15 protein-coding genes and 2 rRNA genes (1 of these 17 running past the window's edge) are annotated in these 18,067 nt (G+C 39.0%); 8 read left to right on the top strand and 9 right to left on the bottom strand.

The window, feature by feature from the left end:
* Positions 1 to 28: 28 nt before the first annotated feature.
* Together EZY12_20680 and EZY12_20675 are read right to left on the bottom strand one after the other, a co-directional pair.
* The gene (locus EZY12_20680) at positions 29 to 922 is read right to left on the bottom strand and encodes an LD-carboxypeptidase (protein QSX67132.1); all 894 of its coding nucleotides are present in this window, start codon (positions 920 to 922) and stop codon (positions 29 to 31) included.
* A 128-nt stretch (positions 923 to 1,050) separates the two neighbouring features.
* Positions 1,051 to 2,076: a DMT family transporter gene (locus EZY12_20675; protein ID QSX67131.1), complete on the bottom strand. Its 1,026-nt coding sequence runs from the start codon at positions 2,074 to 2,076 to the stop codon at positions 1,051 to 1,053.
* Positions 2,077 to 2,223: 147 nt separating this feature from the next.
* On the opposite strand from EZY12_20675, the gene EZY12_20670 reads away from it, so the two are divergent.
* A complete protein-coding gene (locus tag EZY12_20670) occupies positions 2,224 to 2,685 on the top strand; it encodes a molybdenum cofactor biosynthesis protein MoaE (GenBank protein ID QSX67130.1) in 462 nt (153 codons plus the stop codon).
* Between the two features lie 101 nt (positions 2,686 to 2,786).
* Positions 2,787 to 3,107, top strand: a complete 321-nt coding sequence (locus EZY12_20665; protein QSX67129.1) for a hypothetical protein — start codon at positions 2,787 to 2,789, stop codon at positions 3,105 to 3,107.
* A 59-nt stretch (positions 3,108 to 3,166) separates the two neighbouring features.
* Here EZY12_20665 and EZY12_20660 read toward each other — a convergent pair whose 3' ends face one another.
* Both EZY12_20660 and clpS read right to left on the bottom strand, forming a co-directional pair.
* Positions 3,167 to 3,463: a metal-binding protein gene (locus tag EZY12_20660; protein ID QSX67128.1), complete on the bottom strand. Its 297-nt coding sequence runs from the start codon at positions 3,461 to 3,463 to the stop codon at positions 3,167 to 3,169.
* A 5-nt stretch (positions 3,464 to 3,468) separates the two neighbouring features.
* Complete coding sequence (clpS, locus tag EZY12_20655; protein ID QSX67127.1) at positions 3,469 to 3,792, bottom strand: ATP-dependent Clp protease adapter ClpS; 324 nt, start codon at positions 3,790 to 3,792, stop codon at positions 3,469 to 3,471.
* A 230-nt stretch (positions 3,793 to 4,022) separates the two neighbouring features.
* On the opposite strand from clpS, the gene EZY12_20650 reads away from it, so the two are divergent.
* Complete coding sequence (locus EZY12_20650) at positions 4,023 to 4,460, top strand: DUF29 domain-containing protein (GenBank protein ID QSX67126.1); 438 nt, start codon at positions 4,023 to 4,025, stop codon at positions 4,458 to 4,460.
* A 7-nt stretch (positions 4,461 to 4,467) separates the two neighbouring features.
* Here the strand turns inward: EZY12_20650 and EZY12_20645 are convergent, their stop codons facing one another.
* The 4 genes from EZY12_20645 to EZY12_20630 form a co-directional block, all read right to left on the bottom strand.
* Positions 4,468 to 5,688: a family 10 glycosylhydrolase gene (locus EZY12_20645; GenBank protein QSX67125.1), complete on the bottom strand. Its 1,221-nt coding sequence runs from the start codon at positions 5,686 to 5,688 to the stop codon at positions 4,468 to 4,470.
* A gap of 342 nt (positions 5,689 to 6,030) precedes the next feature.
* Entirely contained in the window at positions 6,031 to 8,055 is a 2,025-nt protein-coding gene (locus tag EZY12_20640) for an FAD-dependent oxidoreductase (GenBank protein ID QSX67124.1), read from the bottom strand.
* A 362-nt stretch (positions 8,056 to 8,417) separates the two neighbouring features.
* Positions 8,418 to 8,735: a helix-turn-helix transcriptional regulator gene (locus tag EZY12_20635; GenBank protein QSX67123.1), complete on the bottom strand. Its 318-nt coding sequence runs from the start codon at positions 8,733 to 8,735 to the stop codon at positions 8,418 to 8,420.
* Positions 8,736 to 8,749: 14 nt separating this feature from the next.
* Complete coding sequence (locus tag EZY12_20630; protein QSX67122.1) at positions 8,750 to 9,082, bottom strand: type II toxin-antitoxin system RelE/ParE family toxin; 333 nt, start codon at positions 9,080 to 9,082, stop codon at positions 8,750 to 8,752.
* A gap of 193 nt (positions 9,083 to 9,275) precedes the next feature.
* On the opposite strand from EZY12_20630, the gene EZY12_20625 reads away from it, so the two are divergent.
* Positions 9,276 to 11,801 (top strand): tetratricopeptide repeat protein, encoded by a 2,526-nt coding sequence (locus tag EZY12_20625; protein QSX67121.1) that lies wholly within the window; start codon positions 9,276 to 9,278, stop codon positions 11,799 to 11,801.
* A 55-nt stretch (positions 11,802 to 11,856) separates the two neighbouring features.
* Here EZY12_20625 and EZY12_20620 read toward each other — a convergent pair whose 3' ends face one another.
* Positions 11,857 to 12,276 (bottom strand): KTSC domain-containing protein, encoded by a 420-nt coding sequence (locus EZY12_20620; protein ID QSX67120.1) that lies wholly within the window; start codon positions 12,274 to 12,276, stop codon positions 11,857 to 11,859.
* Positions 12,277 to 12,543: 267 nt separating this feature from the next.
* Here EZY12_20620 and EZY12_20615 point away from each other — a divergent pair, with 267 nt between their 5' ends.
* The 4 genes from EZY12_20615 to EZY12_20600 form a co-directional block, all read left to right on the top strand.
* Positions 12,544 to 12,738, top strand: a complete 195-nt coding sequence (locus EZY12_20615; GenBank protein QSX67119.1) for a heavy-metal-associated domain-containing protein — start codon at positions 12,544 to 12,546, stop codon at positions 12,736 to 12,738.
* A gap of 504 nt (positions 12,739 to 13,242) precedes the next feature.
* Positions 13,243 to 14,724, top strand: coding sequence for a S8 family serine peptidase (locus tag EZY12_20610; GenBank protein QSX67118.1), 1,482 nt, complete (start codon positions 13,243 to 13,245; stop codon positions 14,722 to 14,724).
* Between the two features lie 363 nt (positions 14,725 to 15,087).
* Positions 15,088 to 16,574, top strand: a 16S ribosomal RNA gene (locus EZY12_20605).
* A gap of 290 nt (positions 16,575 to 16,864) precedes the next feature.
* Positions 16,865 to 18,067: ribosomal RNA gene (locus tag EZY12_20600) — 23S ribosomal RNA — on the top strand (it continues 1,629 nt past the right edge of the window).
* Together the 16S and 23S rRNA genes form the textbook arrangement of a ribosomal RNA operon.

Below are 18,067 nucleotides of genomic sequence, written 5' to 3'. Positions count from 1 at the left end.
CAGACAGCTTAACTCTAAAGACTGACGTTCAAAAATGCAGGATTCCTTCCTTAGCGTCCAATGTTGCCATAACTCCCGCAGGTAAAGCAGCATTAGGGCTATCATGACCAAATGGTAAATCCGAAACTATGGGAATTCCTAAATTACCAAGGCGTTCTCTTAATACTTCTTCTACAGTAAAACTAGGGATATTTGGTGGGGCTTCACACTGTGTAAACCCTCCCAAGGCAATACCACGAATTTTGGATAAAACCCCACTAGCAAGCCATTGAGTTAACATCCTATCAATGCGATAAGGTGTTTCTGTCACATCCTCCCAGGCTAAGATGACACCATCAAGATTAGGCAAAATCGGTGTTCCTAAAAGATGAGTTGCTACTGTGAGATTACCCGGAAGCAACAACCCTGTCACCTCACCACCACCCCAACCACAACCTTTTAAAGGTGCAAGGGGACGACCTTCTACTATGTCAAATAGCCTCTGTATTGACCATTCTGGCTCATTGGCTAGGGTAGTCATCACGGGACCATGTACACCGACAATCCCGGCATCATGAAGACTCCAAAGCAAGGCTGTGATGTCAGAAAAGCCGATTAACCATTTAGGTGTAATTTCATTTTCTTGCCAAGTCCAATTTTCTAAAATGCGAGCGCTACCAAAACCCCCTCTCGCGCAGAGAATACCCTTGCATTCAGGATCTTGCCATGCTGTGGCTAATTGCTGACGACGTTGGGCATCCGTACCAGCTAGATAACCATGTCTGCTATCTATGTTATCACTGATTCCAATGCGGTAGCCATGCGCTTTCCAAATTTCCACACCCTGATTAAAGGCCTCAAATTCTCGTAATGCACCACTGGGGGCAATGACGCGCAGTAAATCACCTGGTTTGAGGGCTGGAGGTAAGATAGGAAGTGACATCAGCAAAAAATGTAAGTAATTTGACATTGAAAATAACACCCCACCCCTAGCCCCTCCCCGCAAGCGAGGAGGGGAATAAGAGATTTTTTAGTCCACGCAGGTGGACTTTGTTTGTGTAGACGCGAATTCTATTCGCCTTTTTTGGCGGATACTTCTAAAGTTAATGATTGTTCTGTAGTAGTTGTTTCCGGGATAGTTATTGTCTGATTTGTTCCCCCGATATTTTCTCGCTGGTTAATTAAATAAATACTGATTAAGGTGAGAAAAACTCCTAACCATTGGATAGTTGTGAGGATTTCTGAAAGAAAAATATAACCGAATATTAAAGCGAAAATGGGTGTAAGAAAAGTCAGAGAACTTAAACTGGTGAGATTTCCACTAGAAGCAAAATAGAAAAATAAACCATAAGCGATCGCACTGCCAAAAACAGTAGCATAACTTAACGCTATCCAATCCAATGGGATAAGATTTTGCCACTGTTGGGATTCTAATCCTGAAGAAATTCCCCACAAAGGCAAGCCTCCGATAATCATGTGCCATCCTGTAGCTGTTACTGGATCTACATATCGGCAGACAAATCGAATCATCACTGTTCCCACAGCCATTGATAAAGCAGCTAGTAACATTAACCACTCACCATTATTAAATAACTGTTGCCAATTATCCATGGAGATTGTGATTCCTGAGTTCAGAACATGAAAAATCCACTCTTGGGGTAAACCAATCAGACTAATTCCTGCGATTCCCAAACCTAACCCTAACCATCCCCATACACCAATATGTTCTTGAAATAGCCAGAGGGAAAGTAAAGCCACTGCAAGCGGTTGGGAGTCTATCATCACCGAACCTAAGCCAGCATTGGTTCTGACTAAACCTTCTGCTAAAAAGCCTTGAAATAAAGTGCCATCAACTAAAGCAAATATAATAATCCACAACCATGCTAACCAACTTTTAGGTTGGGGCTTCCCCATAAATGCAGCCACCATGAGAATTAACACCCCCGCAGGTATTAACCTGACTCCGGCCATAAATAGGGGTGTGGTGTGGGGAATTACTCCTTTCATGGCTACCATTGCTGTACCCCAAAGGAAAAAAGGAGCAATTAATAGTAGATAAGCTAGGGGATTTTTAGATCCACTGAGTTGCACTTGCATGGGATGATTGTAGTTTTTGGTGAATAGATGGAAACATAAGTTTACATGATTTTACAGTAGTTGTAGAGAGGTTACATGGAACGTCTCTACATTTATTAGGTGTGTTTGTCTATTTTTTGTTAAATTTTATATTTAAGGATAGGGGAAATGATCATAACTAAACCAAGAATTGAAGATAGCTTTGGGGTAACATTAGCACCATTGTCTGTAGAAGAGGTATACACAAAGGCAGATAATCCTGCTAATGGTGCTGTAGTAGTGATGAGTGGCATGGTTCGTAATCAAACCGATGGTAAGCCTGTAGTAGCATTGGAATATCAAGCTTATGAACCGATGGCGTTACAGGTATTTTATCAAATTGCTAATGATATTCGTGATCAATGGCCGATTGTGAGTCGGGTAGTGATATATCACCGCGTTGGCAGATTATCTGTTGGAGAAATTAGTGTAGTTGTGGCTGTAGGTTGTCCCCATCGTGGTGAAGCTTTTGCAGCTTGTGAGTATGCTATTAATACATTAAAACACAATGCGCCGATTTGGAAAAAAGAACATTGGCAAAATGGTTCTACTAGTTGGGTAAGTATTGGTATATGTGAAGAAAGTTGTTGAGGGATTTCGGTTTGTAACTATTTTGGACAACTCTCTGGCATATTCCTTTAGACTAGGTTTCCATAGAAATATCCAACATTGAAAATGGAGACTTTGGACAAATGCCTACGGTAAATTTGTGTTGCCATGAGTTTGTAGTTACTATTTCTTCAATTGCTTGTATTCTTGGTCTATGGTTACTAAAGGATTGCAATCAATCAATAAATGATTTTCAGCAAACAGAAGAAAGTCTCTTGAGAATGAGCTTTGCTTACTGGTTAGTTTATTGCATCGCCTTTGGGATTGAGAAAGTATTTTTATTGGACTGGGAAGTTATTATTATCAGCTTGAGAATTACTATAGCTTTGTCATATTTCTTAACATTTTCTTGTATTCTCAGTTTACCGTTACATAAATTTGCAGTTCACAAAATTGAGGAATAATCAAAAGTCAAGGTTAGAACTGAATTTAGTTCCAACCTTGCTATTTCTGAATTCATAGTTTAAGCAATTCTCATAGCAATAGCGATCGCACCTTCAAGTTCATCCTGTAGTAAAGTTGTGAGGATAAACACTTCTTGCACCGTCTTACCTTGACGAGCAATGATTTTATAACCACCGCGAATGGGTACGGACACACGCAACTGCATTTTTGGTGCATGACCTCTGGCTCTACCAATGACCGCAGGTGTGACAGTCCCAATCCCATCCTGTCTGCACAAACGTTCTAAAATGGGAATAAGACCAGGAATATGGGTAGAATGATTCCAAACTAGCCTACCATCAGTGGGTTTAGACATAATGGTTAAGCAGCTTCCAGAGGAGCCATTGTCAACCCAGCCCGACGCAGTTGTTGATGATATAATTCCGCTTGTTCTTGGGGTCCAGTCCAGACAATAGCTTGTCCTTCATAGTGGACCTGATTTGTGAGATCCCAAGCGCGATCGCCCGACATCCCTGGAATATACTTCATTAAACACTCAGACACGTGCTGAAAAGTATTGAAATCATCATTCAATACAATCACCTTATAATTAGGATAGGTTTTCCGAGTCACTTGATTAACTCGGTCAGGTGTCACAGTTGGTGCTGAAGCCATACTGTACATATCTGCAATTCTTGTTACCATAGGAAAATAAGTCAAAAACGACGTTGTACAAACTGACGCTACAAATAACTAGTTTAATCTATTGCTGGCTGGGTTAGTAGTCAGACTGAAGTTCAACATAACTAAACTACCAGGCTATAATTTGTAAACACATGAAATGTAATTAATACTTTATCTTTTCAGGACTTTATTTATAAGATCCAGAATACAATTGAACGAAGAATATATAAACTTAATAACAGATGCACAAAATGAACACATTTCCACTTTATACAAATGACTTCCACTCTTGGACTCAAGAACAGGTTAATTTACTTAAAACTCAACAATGGGATACATTAGATACTATTAACATTATTGAAGAACTAGAAACTTTGGGAAGAAAAGAAAGACAAGAATTTAGAAACAGATTAGCCGTGTTGCTAGGACATTTATTAAAGTGGCAATTTCAAGCAGAAAAACGAAGTAGTAGTTGGTTGAGTACAATTCGAGAACAACGGATTCAAATCAAACTACTTTTACAAGATAGTCCCAGTTTAAAACCGTATTTAGAGGAAGTTTTTCTCACAGCTTATGAATTAGGTTTAGCATTAGCAATGCGAGAAACTCAATTAGGTCAACAGGTATTTCCTGAGATATGTCCTTATACTTGCGAACAAACCCTCAGTTCTGAATTTCTACCAGATTAATTTGTACTTACTGAAAGCCACCTGATTTCATCATAAAACTGTTTAAGCTAGAAGCTGTTTCCTCTGGTTTTCCAGATGAGGGAAAAACTAAAACACTTTTAACAGCAGGGTTATTTACTAATTCTTTTAAACGATGGAATTGTTGCTCACTAATAGCAATTCCCGCTGAATTTTTCACATAATTTAGTTCTTCTTTAAAATTAGCATCATTATAAACTTGAATAAACACTCTATCTACATTCCATTTTTGCCAATCAGCCGCGAAATATCGTTTAGCCCAATAGGGGTTATGATGACAAATATCAAAACTAACGGTCGGATTAGCTTGTTTCATCCCCTTAATCATTTGTTGCACAAAAGTCGTTAACTTAGCAGTGCGATCTACCTTTCCTGGTAATTCAGCATGATAACCAAGATAATCATCCCATTGCACAGCATCAATTTTGGGATACCTTTGGACGAATTCTACCAAGATATTTTTAAAGAAATTAGCAACTTCAGGAATTTCTACATCAAGAACATAATGATCAATGCCAGAATAAGTTTTGTCTACACCAGGAACAATCCATTTTTTAGCGATCGCTAAATTAAAAATTGGGCTATTTTTATCTATTTTAATCCCTTTCTCAAAATAAGCATGAACCTGCATACCCTGTTTATGTGCCTCATCAATCAGCCAATCTAGCCATTGATCTTGAAATAGATTTGGACAACTTTTATAGCCTAAAGTTTGCTGCATAACCTTACTGTTATACATAGTACAAGCATTACCCCAAACACCATGAATAATAGTATTAAAACCTTGAGAGTGATAGTAACGAACTCTCTCACGAATTGTTTTTTCATCGGCATTATTAGTAACTTGATAACGACTTAAATAAATGCCTCTAATTACTTTTTTCTGCCAAGGAGTTTTGGGGATAATTGTTTTGCTGATAACTTGCTGATTTTTAGAAATAGCAGAAGTAGGAATTTTAGAAACAATTGGCTGAGAATGAGAAGGGATATTAACAATTGTTGATGAAGAAGAATTAGGAATTGTAGAAGCAATCGGAGGAGGATTAAAAATAGGAATATTCAATTTTTGTATCTGAGGTAGAAATTTGCTAATATCTAAATTTCCTGGCTGACTAAACCACCAATAACCACCTCCGAAAATAACTATAACTAGAGAAAATGGAATATTTGCACATCCACATCCATTTGGTTCTTTTTTTTGTTGTGACATACCAAGATAATAATTGGTTGACAATTTTATTTTATATACATATCAAAAATTAGATAGCCATAGACTCGACTAATATAATAAGCTACAGTTTAACTTCTTTACTTTCCAGTTAAAAGTTGAAAAATCTGATCTAAATTAAAAAGAATATAGCGGTATGCACTCTTTGTGAGATACAGCCAGTAAATCGCAAAGCCTGTAGGGGCGGGGTTTCCCCGCCCTCTTGTAGGGTTTCCCCGCCCTCTCAATTACAGTATCAAATTTAACAATCAAGGATTTTAAACCCACGCAGGTGGGTTTTGTCTGTGTAGCCGCGACTTCTAGTCGCCCCCAAACATATCAAACCTACCGCCAATCGTCCCAACTTTCATTAAAAATAGAAGTATTAGGAAAAGCCGTAGGATTACCATTTTGTTCTAACAGCTTTCTTAAATTTTGTAATTGCGGTTCTTGTTGAGGTAAATCATCAATTAATTGATAGGGGTCAATTCCCTGTTTGAGTGCAAAACTAGCCACAGTTCCCGCAGCCGCACCAGAAGACCATTCAAAAGAATGAACTCGATAAGCAGCCGCAGCTATATGGCTCGTAGCAATACTTTTTCCCCCTACCAATAAATTATCTATTTTTTGAGGAATCATGGCTCTGAGCGCAATTTGGAAAGGATAAGATTGACCGGCACCCCGTCTTTCTCCCGCGCGTTCCTTATTACCAGGTGCTTCCACCGGGCTTTTTGCCATGCAAGGATGAAAATCTATAGCATAATGACCAATACCCACAGCGTCAGGGTAAATTGTCGAACGACTTCTGCGGATAGCTTTTTCTGGAGGAATTTCCCCCCTAATTACAGAAGTCGCTTCAAAACCAGCTACTGTTGCTTTTAAATTGCGATACATATTTGCTGGTAGAGTTTGACGATAATATTCATCATTATAATTACGTCGAGAAATATCAACTTCCCAAATGCCAAAACCCTCTGGTTGTCCCCAACTAGGACGGCCAATTATCCTTCTTCCTTCCCGCATATAAGGGTATTTAGATAAACCATGAACTGTCCCCATTGGCGAATCTAAACCTGTTAAGAAACGGATATTTGTTTGCGGTTTTTTAACACCATTACCTAACTGAGAATCTGTAGTTCCTCCATATAACCAATAAAAAAAAGAAAATGCCTTTTCCTCAGCTTTACGGAGAGTTTCTGTGCGTAGTCCTCCTTGCCAACCTCCTGGTTTTAACTGTCCCTTTGCTTGCAATTGTTGCCGAGTATAAACTAAATTATCTGCGGCTGTTCCTGGACGGTAATCATTGCCCCAAGTCCAGTTTTGCATGGAAATATCCCCTGGTGTAGGTGCGGTAAACTTAACACCATTGAAATTAGTTGGTTGTCCTTTTTGGGGACTCCAAATCCGCCGATATGTAAATACTAAATCAAAATTTGCTAATCGCTTTAATTCATAACTGAAATATGGTGAATATTGTAAATAAAATGGTGGCATTATTTGTTTTTGCGGTTCGTTTGTTGCCTCCATTGCAAAGGTATAAGTGAAACCCTGGGTACAGTAAGGATCATTTGTAGTGCTAGAAGATGAAGGTTCTAGATAAGAACGGGCATCAATTCCCAAACGATAAGGAACATCGGCTAAAGCTATAATTTCTCCAGTTTCACTTGCATCTACAACATACCATTTTCCTAAATTGTTTTGTTCAGGTTTCGGCAGAAAACGAATAATAGTTTTATTTAAAAGAGATGAATTTTTATAACTATACGCATCTTCAATTGTTTGAGATAAAGGATTAGTATTTAGAGGTGGTTGATTTTCTGCTGGTTGATGTTGAATAGCTATGGCGTTATTAATAATTTTGCCATCTTTACTAATTTCTAAATCTTTAATTACTGTATTCGGAAACCATTGTAACTTTCCTTTTCCCTTTTTTTCGGCATCCTTGAGCATTTGTGCCATGATATCGTGAGCATCATGGGGAAGAAAGCAGGAATCACTTACCCAACAATCACCAGGATTCAGTTTGCCATATTTCCGTTCAATGCGATCGCGCAATTCCAAATATCCGCGAGAATAGAATTGTTTATCTCGTTGAGTTGGTCTTTCATCTAATGCAGATGTCCCTTGAGAAGAGATTTGTCCCCCCAACCAGTCGGTTATTTCTGTTAAACAAACTGTGCGTCCTGCAAGTAAACCTTCATAAGCTGTAGCTACTCCAGACAGTCCACCACCCACAATCAGAATCTCACAGTTGACAGTTTTATCTGGGGTGCGTGGGGGGGTATAACTAACCGCGTAGGGGGTGAGGAAGGTGGTAAATAAGCTGAAGCTGATAACTGTTTGCAAGCCTTTTTTTGGTCTACGGTTCATGGTTTCTGCACTCTGTACAACTACTACGTCAAATTATAGACGGTAGCATTGGGGAAAGGTTCTTGACAAGGTTGGGTAGGATAGTGGGGGAATGAGTATAAGTTAGACAAAAACTGTATTGACAATAGCAAGATTTAACCATTAAAATTAGTTAGTAACAAATTGCGAAGCGTAGCATTAAGGAAATCAGGAAATACTAAATTTCTATATTCTTCTATTTAATGAGCGACTTTGTTCGGCTCATTCTTTTATTTCTTGATTTTTAGCACTTATACAAAAACTCTCTGAAACTCTTATTTCTTCGTGTACTTCGTGTCTTCGTGGTTAGTTTTTCCATTACTTGTAAGTAAGTTCTAATAATCTCACTCCCTAATACTAGCAATGACTTTACCGATATCTTGGGGAGTTGCACCAGTAGCTAACATCGCCCGGATCAATAACTCAATTGAAACAGAAGCATCTCCATTTTCAGCATTAGCAATTCTGGGTTGACTAGAATGAAGTTTCGCTGCTAAATCAGCCTGAGTCATTAAATTTTGTCTTCGTTCTTTCAAACTGCGACTGAGAGCTAATTTAATTTCTACTAACGCTGCTTCCTCTGGGGTTAGTTCCAGAAATTCTGCGACTGTTCCAACTTTCCAACCTTTAGCTTCTAGACGTTCTCTCTTTGATTTATCCATAAAATATAATCCTTTCAATCTCTGTCATATTTACCTAACCGTTTTTTACAGATATCAATCACACTATCTGGTGTTTCTCTGGAACTTTTGTTGAATACTTCCACAATTAATATCGCATCATCATCAATTCTGTAAATGATTCTCCAATTCTTATCTGCATCTCTCACCCTTAACTCGTGACAGTGTGTTCCCATACTTGGCATTTGTCGAGAATGAGGCATTTCGAGATTTTCACCTTGCTGTAAACGCCTCAGTAATACACCAACCTCTATTCGTGCTGCTTCAGTAAATGGCGGAGTTTTAACTTCCCCATGTAGCCAAACTAGAGGTTTATCAGCTTGCTCCATATTTTTATTATATCAAATCTGATATATTTTTGCACATAAATTGAAAAATACAAAACTTTAATAGCTTTTAATTTTCCATACTTCCATTCTAAAATGGGGGATATCTCTCTAAATAATCTGCTAATATCAAACAGCTACCCTAACATCCAGTCACGCTCCTGCAAAAACTAACCACCGGATAGGGAAAATAGTCATGAAAAACAAAAACCCCATATTCTCAGATCTAGCTTTAAAAAGCGCCATTTTCTTGTCACCCTTACTGCTATCAACGGCTTTTATCAGTAGCTATCTTGTACCATCTGCTACGGCTCAGATACTATCAAATCAGGAACGAGAAGAATTAGCGCGACTACGAGAGGAAACTAAAGCTCAAAAACAAGTTCAATCGAATTTTGAACGAGCTTTTACTCGCACCAACACTTTACTTAATATTTGGTTGACTATTTTAAGTTTATTTCCTGTGGCTTTAATTGCTATATTATGGTTTTTTCGTCGAGCCGTAATTCGAGAAATTGGAGAACGAGCAATGCAGCAAATCCAAGGTATTAAAAATTTACAAACTCAATTAACTACAGTTCAATCAGAAGCAAAACAACTAATTCAAGAATCTAAAAATACTACTCAAGAATTAGCACAGGAAGTTAATAATCTGAAACAAAAGATTCAAGGGGAGGAACAAAATTTATCTATTCTTTTATCTGATTTACCCAAATCAAAACAAGAGTTTTTAACAGCTTTGGAACTTGAAGTTAAATCTGCTCAAGAGAATATTAGTAATTTAGAATTTAGATTAAATACTCAACTAGAACAATTAAGTTTATCTGCTCAACAACAAAGAATTGCAATTGACAATGTTAAAAAATTAGAGATAGAGTTATTCTCTCAATTTACCCAACTTAAATCAGAAGTAGAAACCCAAAAAGATATTGCTGTTAATAGTATTGAACAATCTCGCGCTGATTTGATATCTCAGTCTCAGGGATTAGTTCAGAGTTTGGAGTCAGAGACTCAAGAACAAAAATATCATGCTTTAGAAAGTTTGGCAAAATTACAATCAGAATTTACTCATGAATTATCACAATTTCAATTAGATGTTAAAAATCAAAAAGATATAGTTACAGAAAATATCGAAACTCTTAATAATATATTTAAGTCAGATGTTACTGAATTAAAAACTGATGCTCAAGTTCAAAAATATCAATTGCTTGATGGTTTAGCTAAAATACAAGACGAATTTTCTCATCAAGTTGGAGAGTTACAAAATACAGCTATTCAACGACAACGGCAAATTATTGAGAATTTAGAAAAATCTGGAGGAGAATTTACATCTCAATTTTCAGATTTACAAACTGACGTGAACAAACAGCAAACTACTGTTCTGGAAAATTTGCAAAAATTAGAAGCTGAATTTTCTCATCAAGTTCGAGAATTACAAAATACAGCTATTCAACGACAACAGCAAATTATTAATAATTTACAAAAATCTGGAGGAGAATTTACATCTCAATTCTCAGATTTACAGACTGACGTGCAAAAACAGCAAAATACTGTTTTGGAAAATTTGCAAAAGTTAGAAGCTGAATTTTCTCATCAAGTTGGAGAATTACAAAATACAGCTATTCAACGACAACAGCAAATTATTGATAATTTAGAAAAATCTGGAGGAGAATTTACATCTCAATTTTCAGATTTACAAACTGACGTGCAAAAACAGCAAACTACTGTTCTAGAAAATTTGCAAAAATTAGAAGCTGAATTTTCTCACCAAGTTGGAGAATTACAAAATACAGCTATTCAACGACAACAGCAAATTATTGAGAATTTAGAAAAATCTGGAGGAGAATTTACATCTCAATTCTCAGATTTACAAACTGACGTGCAAAAACAGCAAACTACTGTTCTGGAAAATTTGCAAAAGTTAGAAATTGATGCTCAACAACGTAAAGAGATAATTCTCAAAGAGTTAGCCGAAATTACACCAACTCCAGCGCCAGAAAAAGCACCAGCAGCATTACAACCACAAGTTTCTATTGATGATTATATCAAACGAGCAGAAATGCTATTTTTAGAAAAACGTCATGAAGATGCTTTAGCTATTTATGAACAACTTATTAAAATTCAACCAGAAAATCCAGAAAATTGGCTAAAACGTGGCATAATCCTTAATCGTCTAAAACGCTATAAAGATGCTATAGCTTCCTACAATCAAGCTATCAAAATCAATCCTGAATATCATCAAGCTTGGTGTGATATTGGTGTAGCTTGTGGAAATTTAGGCAAACATCAAGAGGCTTTTAACTGTTTTGATAAAGTCACTAAAATTAAACCTGATGATGGAGTTGCTTGGGTAAATCGTGGTTTATCTTTGGTAGAATTAGAACGTTATGAAGATGCAGTTGCTTCTTTTGATAAAGCTTTAGAATTTCAACCCAATTCTCCTAAAGTTTGGGATAAACGAGGTTACACATTGGTAATGTTGGGAGAAGATGATGAAGCAATTACCAGTTTCGATAAAGCACTAGAAATTAAATTTGATTATCCTAGTGCCTATTATAACAAAGCTGCTTGTTATGCACTACAAAGAAAGGTGGAATTAGCTTTAGAAAATCTGCAAAAAGCCATTGAATTTAATCCCATTTATCGAGAAGATGCTGCAAGTGACATTGATTTTGATGAGATTAAAAATGAGCCGGGTTTCCAAACATTAATTCAGAGTTAATGAGAGAAAACCAAAATTGTTAAAATTTTTGTTGGGTAAGATAAGTTTTTTGAATTTAATAATCTTCATCATACATATTATCTATGCAATCGCATTCATAATTACCTTTGATTTCTTGATTAAAAAATTCACCAATAGAATCTGCTGAATGAAAATCTTCCCAAGTTTCTGCTGCTACATCAAAATATTGATAAAGTTCACCACTTTGGAATTCTACTTGCAAAATTTGTGAATCAGCATCATAACCAATTGCATAAGCCACAGATGAATTAACCTGTAGCATGGGAATTTCTTCTTCATCGTGTACAGTATCAGAAATTACCTCATTTAGTTGTTTTAAACCTTCATAAGCCTCTACTGGGGCAGCAATTTGCATTAATTCAAACTCGTTGCCTCTGTCGAGTAATAATTGCAAATATCCCTCAGAGTGAGAAATAGCCAACAAACTGCTTAAATCCATTTTAGATAGCTTCATTGCTTTATTCCCGATAGGTAGATGACAGTGAGAACCAGATTAATATAGTACAAAACTACTATATTAATGTTTGGCTGTCAACTACCACAGGTAACAGGTTAAAATCCGCGCAGTGAGATTAGTTTTTTGGTACCAACAATCAACAATTGTTCTACCTTGACTAATTAATCTAGAAAATTTAGGATATACTTTCTTTTCAGGCATAATGCAGTTACTTAAGACGCGTATTTTTTTGACTTTTAATAGAGTTTTCACTCCTTTTTACCTATGACAATTAAACTCACTGTTCCCGGAATGGCTTGTGCTACTTGTGCTAATAATATTACCAATGCAGTTAAAGCTATTGACGCTAATGCTATTGTGGAAGCTGATCCTAAAACCAAGTTTGTCAATATAGAAACTCAAGCTTCAGAAACTGCAATTAAAGAAGCTTTGATTGCTGCTGGTTATCCTCCTTCATAAGAGGATATTTTATATCTACCTACTTAATTCTCCATAAAAGTAACGTCAGAACCAAAATTATTTCAAAGTAAGCTATTCTGCATTTACATTGTATAACCTGTTAAGAGTGTAAATATTGTGGGGTGGGCATCCCTGCCCGCCCAAATATTTAAATTAGGTGCGTTTTAGCTGATCATTTTTTAGATCCCCAGCTTTTTGAAAAAGTTGGGGATTTTGGTATTTATAGACAATAACAGATCACTATCCGTAATATAAAATAATCATGATTTTGTCATGAAATCATATCTTTTATTGTCATCAAATATTAATTTATTTTTCTTATTAGCATCATTTATTAAATAAAAATTTATTCGTAATTAAAACATCTTTTTGTACAACTAACTCATAGTAATAATTAACAAAAGGGAATAACTGGTAATTTCAATTTCAAATTATTGTATTTGCAGATTTTGACAAAATTATCTTGTCAGAGAAAATATTGCTATTTTTAGGGATTAAATACTTATGTCATTTGATATTTCTCAAAACCTTTCATCTCAAAAAGAAATCAATTACACTCCTATTTCACTAATTAATTCTTTTCAAAATCCAATTGATAATAGTATCAATTGGGGTAAACATAGTTCCTCTAGCCCAGATAATCTAGAAACAAACCCATCTATTGCTAGTAATAGTAGTTATAACTCAAGCAATGGCTATGGCTTAGTAAATGCTGGATTAGCAGTCAGTAAAGCCGCTGGTGAAAGTCCCTATGCGGATGTTCCTGACATGGGTGGCAATAATTGGGGAGCAGATTTGATCAAAGCTCCGGAAGCTTGGCAACATGGATATACAGGCAAAGGTGTTGTCGTTGCTGTAATAGATACAGGCGTAGACTATAACCATGAAGACTTAAAAAACAATATTTGGAGTAATAGCAAAGAAGTAGCTGGTAATGGCATAGATGATGATGCTAACGGTTATATTGACGATGTTCAAGGCTGGAACTTTGATACTAGCAATAACAATGTTCTAGACAATAATGGTCATGGTACTCATGTTTCTGGAACTATAGCCGCAGAAAATAACGGTATTGGTGTTACTGGCATTGCCTATAATTCCAGAATTATGCCAGTCAAAGTCCTAGATGCAAATGGCTCAGGTTCTTACTCAAATATTGCCAAAGGCATTTATTATGCAGTTGATAATGGCGCAAATGTCATTAATCTTAGTTTAGGAGGCAATTCCTCTAATGATACTCTCAAGTCAGCTATCGAATATGCCGGCAAAAAAGGCGTAATTGTTGTCATGGCAGCAGGTAATGATGGCAACCCAATACCATCTTATCCCGCTCGCTACGCCTATAATTCAGGCATTGCCGTAGGTGCAGTAGATAAAAATAATAACCTGGCTGACTTTTCCAACCGTTCTGGTTCTCAAGAAATTACCTATGTTACCGCGCCAGGTGTTGATGTTTACTCTACAATACCCAATAATCAATATGCCCTTTACAACGGCACTTCTATGGCAGCTCCTCACATTGCCGGTGTTGTCGCTCTCATCCTTAGTGCTATGCCTAATCTAACAGAAAGCCAAGTCCGGCAACTCATCATCAGCGCCTCCGAAAATAGCACTAATCCACAGCCGACAACACCAACACCTTCACCGGGGTTGCAAATGCCATCTTTATTCCCCCCGCTAGACTCCTTTTTTCCCTTGCAATTTATTAATCTGATTAATATAGGATCACAATTACCTTTTAGCCTGCAATCTCAATCATCAAACTCTATTCCCCTTCCTCCCATTGTCGTCTCCATTAGCGAAAATTCGTTAAAGTTGCGTGTTGGTGGTCTAGAAACATCGCCCGCACAGCAGTCCAGCTACCAAAGTCAGAGCCTAACATACACCTTCACTCAATCCACGCCACACTACTATGACGACCAAACCCCAATCAACAACAGTAAAGATAGTTTTGATAGCCAAGATCATAAAGACTATTGGCAATAATCCAACCCACACCACAAAAAATACAGTTTCATTCTTCAAAGCTTAACCACTCAGAAAAAAAATAACTAGAGTAAATCCCTTCTGCTCAAGCTTTTTGAGCTTTTCACCCCCAACAAATTAACCATCCCTAAAAAAAGATTGCCAAAACCCCTTGACAGAACTAGGAAGGATTGATATATTAGTTAAGTGCCGAAGAGAGAAACAACTCCCGGCAACTGAACCGAGAAAAAATAATACTTTGAAAGAATAGATTAAACCAATCCTCGTCGTAAGATAATTTAAATTACTAGGAATTAGTTCCTAGATAATTGTAGAGGATTCCGAGATTTTAACTAATGTCGGAGCCAACAAACTCGAAGAAACAAAATGGAGAGTTTGATCCTGGCTCAGGATGAACGCTGGCGGTATGCTTAACACATGCAAGTCGAACGGTCTTTTCGGAGATAGTGGCGGACGGGTGAGTAACGCGTAAGAATCTACCTTCAGGTTCGGGACAACCACTGGAAACGGTGGCTAATACCGGATGTGCCGAGAGGTGAAAGGCTTGCTGCCTGAAGAAGAGCTTGCGTCTGATTAGCTAGTAGGTGTGGTAAAGGCGCACCTAGGCGACGATCAGTAGCTGGTCTGAGAGGATGATCAGCCACACTGGGACTGAGACACGGCCCAGACTCCTACGGGAGGCAGCAGTGGGGAATTTTCCGCAATGGGCGAAAGCCTGACGGAGCAATACCGCGTGAGGGAGGAAGGCTCTTGGGTTGTAAACCTCTTTTCTCAGGGAAGAAAAAAATGACGGTACCTGAGGAATAAGCATCGGCTAACTCCGTGCCAGCAGCCGCGGTAATACGGAGGATGCAAGCGTTATCCGGAATGATTGGGCGTAAAGGGTCCGCAGGTGGCATTGTAAGTCTGCTGTTAAAGAGTCACGCTCAACGTGATCAAGGCGGTGGAAACTACAAAGCTAGAGTGTGGTCGGGGCAGAAGGAATTCCTGGTGTAGCGGTGAAATGCGTAGATATCAGGAAGAACACCGGTGGCGAAGGCGTTCTGCTAGGCCAAGACTGACACTGAGGGACGAAAGCTAGGGGAGCGAATGGGATTAGATACCCCAGTAGTCCTAGCCGTAAACGATGGATACTAGGCGTAGCTCGTATCGACCCGAGCTGTGCCGTAGCTAACGCGTTAAGTATCCCGCCTGGGGAGTACGCAGGCAACTGTGAAACTCAAAGGAATTGACGGGGGCCCGCACAAGCGGTGGAGTATGTGGTTTAATTCGATGCAACGCGAAGAACCTTACCAAGGATTGACATGTCACGAATCCCGGCGAAAGTTGGGAGTGCCTTCGGGAGCGTGAACACAGGTGGTGCATGGCTGTCGTCAGCTCGTGTCGTGAGATGTTGGGTTAAGTCCCGCAACGAGCGCAACCCTCGTTTTTAGTTGCCAGCATTAAGTTGGGCACTCTAGAGAGACTGCCGGTGACAAACCGGAGGAAGGTGGGGATGACGTCAAGTCAGCATGCCCCTTACGTCTTGGGCTACACACGTACTACAATGCTCCGGACAAAGGGCAGCTACACAGCGATGTGATGCGAATCTCATAAACCGGAGCTCAGTTCAGATCGAAGGCTGCAACTCGCCTTCGTGAAGGAGGAATCGCTAGTAATTGCAGGTCAGCATACTGCAGTGAATTCGTTCCCGGGCCTTGTACACACCGCCCGTCACACCATGGAAGTTGGTCACGCCCGAAGTCGTTACCCCAACCGAAAGGAGGGGGATGCCTAAGGTAGGACTGATGACTGGGGTGAAGTCGTAACAAGGTAGCCGTACCGGAAGGTGTGGCTGGATCACCTCCTTTTAGGGAGACCTAATCCATTTAGAAATCGAAGGTAATGAAAGTTATCAACAGAAACTAAATTGGTCTAACCTAGGTCGGTCGAGATTGGGATAAATCTTTCAAAGTATTATTTGCCTTAGGTCAAAAACTAAATTTTAGATCATAACTGAATCAAAGTCAGCACCTAACAAATTAAGTTAGAATGCTGGGTTGAATTCCAGCCAGAACCTTGAAAACTGCATAAGAGAAAGAGAATTAGCAGGCAGACACAGACATGAGAGTGTTTTGTGAAAGCAAACAAAAAGAAATGTGGTCAAGCTAATAAGGGCTAATGGTGGATACCTAGGCACACAGAGGCGATGAAGGACGTGGTTACCGACGAAATGTTCCGGGGAGTTGGAAGCAAACTAAGATCCGGAAATGTCCGAATGGGGCAACCCTATGTACTACCTGTTGAATATATAGACAGGAAAGAGCCAACCCAGCGAACTGAAACATCTTAGTAGCTGGAGGAAGAGAAATCAAACTAGAGATTCCCTAAGTAGTGGTGAGCGAAAGGGGAAGAGCCTAAACCAAGAGATTTATCTTTTGGGGTCGTGGGACAGCAATATCGAATCTAGAGGTTAGACGAAACAGCTAAATACTGTACCAGAGGGGGTGAAAGTCCCGTAGTCGAAAACCAAAGGATAGTAGCTGAATCCCGAGTAGCATGGAGCACGAGGAATTCCATGTGAATCAGCGAGGACCACCTCGTAAGGCTAAATACTACTGTGTGACCGATAGTGAACAAGTACCGCGAGGGAAAGGTGAAAAGAACCCCGGAAGGGGAGTGAAATAGAACATGAAACCATAAGCTTACAAGCAGTGGGAGTCCGATTTAACGGATGACCGCGTGCCTGTTGAAGAATGAGCCGGCGACTTATAGGCACTGGTAGGTTAAAGCGAGAATGCTGGAGCCAAAGGGAAACCGAGTCTGAATAGGGCGTTAAATCAGTGTTTATAGACCCGAACCCTGGTGATCTAACCATGTCCAGGATGAAGCTTGGGTAACACCAAGTGGAGGTCCGAACCGACTGATGTTGAAAAATCAGCGGATGAGGTGTGGTTAGGGGTGAAATACCAATCGAACCAGGAGCTAGCTGGTTCTCCCCGAAATGTGTTGAGGCGCAGCGGTAATGATTAAATTTGGGGGGTAAAGCACTGTTTCGGTGCGGGCTGGGAGACCGGTACCAAATCGAGACAAACTCAGAATACCCAGAAGAAGACATTGCCAGTGAGACAGTGGGGGATAAGCTTCATTGTCAAGAGGGAAACAGCCCAGACCACCAGCTAAGGTCCCCAAATCATCACTAAGTGATAAAGGAGGTGAGATTGCCTAGACAACTAGGAGGTTTGCCTAGAAGCAGCCACCCTTGAAAGAGTGCGTAATAGCTCACTAGTCAAGCGATCTTGCGCCGAAAATGAACGGGGCTAAGTGATGTACCGAAGCTGTGGGATTGATATTAATTTATTAA

Origin of the sequence: Dolichospermum sp. DET69 (genome assembly GCA_017355425.1) — a bacterium.
Lineage (GTDB): Bacteria > Cyanobacteriota > Cyanobacteriia > Cyanobacteriales > Nostocaceae > Dolichospermum.
This window is presented reverse-complemented; position numbering and strand designations above follow the sequence as displayed.

Coding starts and splice junctions, on each gene's coding strand:
- EZY12_20625 (QSX67121.1), top strand. CDS start 9,276: ATGAAAAACAAAAACCCCATATTCTCAGATCTAGCTTTAAAAAGCGCC.
- EZY12_20640 (QSX67124.1), bottom strand. CDS start 8,055: ATGAACCGTAGACCAAAAAAAGGCTTGCAAACAGTTATCAGCTTCAGC.
- EZY12_20675 (QSX67131.1), bottom strand. CDS start 2,076: ATGCAAGTGCAACTCAGTGGATCTAAAAATCCCCTAGCTTATCTACTA.
- EZY12_20670 (QSX67130.1), top strand. CDS start 2,224: ATGATCATAACTAAACCAAGAATTGAAGATAGCTTTGGGGTAACATTA.
- EZY12_20635 (QSX67123.1), bottom strand. CDS start 8,735: ATGGATAAATCAAAGAGAGAACGTCTAGAAGCTAAAGGTTGGAAAGTT.
- EZY12_20645 (QSX67125.1), bottom strand. CDS start 5,688: ATGTCACAACAAAAAAAAGAACCAAATGGATGTGGATGTGCAAATATT.
- EZY12_20615 (QSX67119.1), top strand. CDS start 12,544: ATGACAATTAAACTCACTGTTCCCGGAATGGCTTGTGCTACTTGTGCT.
- EZY12_20620 (QSX67120.1), bottom strand. CDS start 12,276: ATGAAGCTATCTAAAATGGATTTAAGCAGTTTGTTGGCTATTTCTCAC.
- EZY12_20630 (QSX67122.1), bottom strand. CDS start 9,082: ATGGAGCAAGCTGATAAACCTCTAGTTTGGCTACATGGGGAAGTTAAA.
- EZY12_20680 (QSX67132.1), bottom strand. CDS start 922: ATGTCACTTCCTATCTTACCTCCAGCCCTCAAACCAGGTGATTTACTG.
- EZY12_20610 (QSX67118.1), top strand. CDS start 13,243: ATGTCATTTGATATTTCTCAAAACCTTTCATCTCAAAAAGAAATCAAT.
- EZY12_20665 (QSX67129.1), top strand. CDS start 2,787: ATGCCTACGGTAAATTTGTGTTGCCATGAGTTTGTAGTTACTATTTCT.
- EZY12_20650 (QSX67126.1), top strand. CDS start 4,023: ATGAACACATTTCCACTTTATACAAATGACTTCCACTCTTGGACTCAA.
- EZY12_20660 (QSX67128.1), bottom strand. CDS start 3,463: ATGTCTAAACCCACTGATGGTAGGCTAGTTTGGAATCATTCTACCCAT.
- clpS (QSX67127.1), bottom strand. CDS start 3,792: ATGGTAACAAGAATTGCAGATATGTACAGTATGGCTTCAGCACCAACT.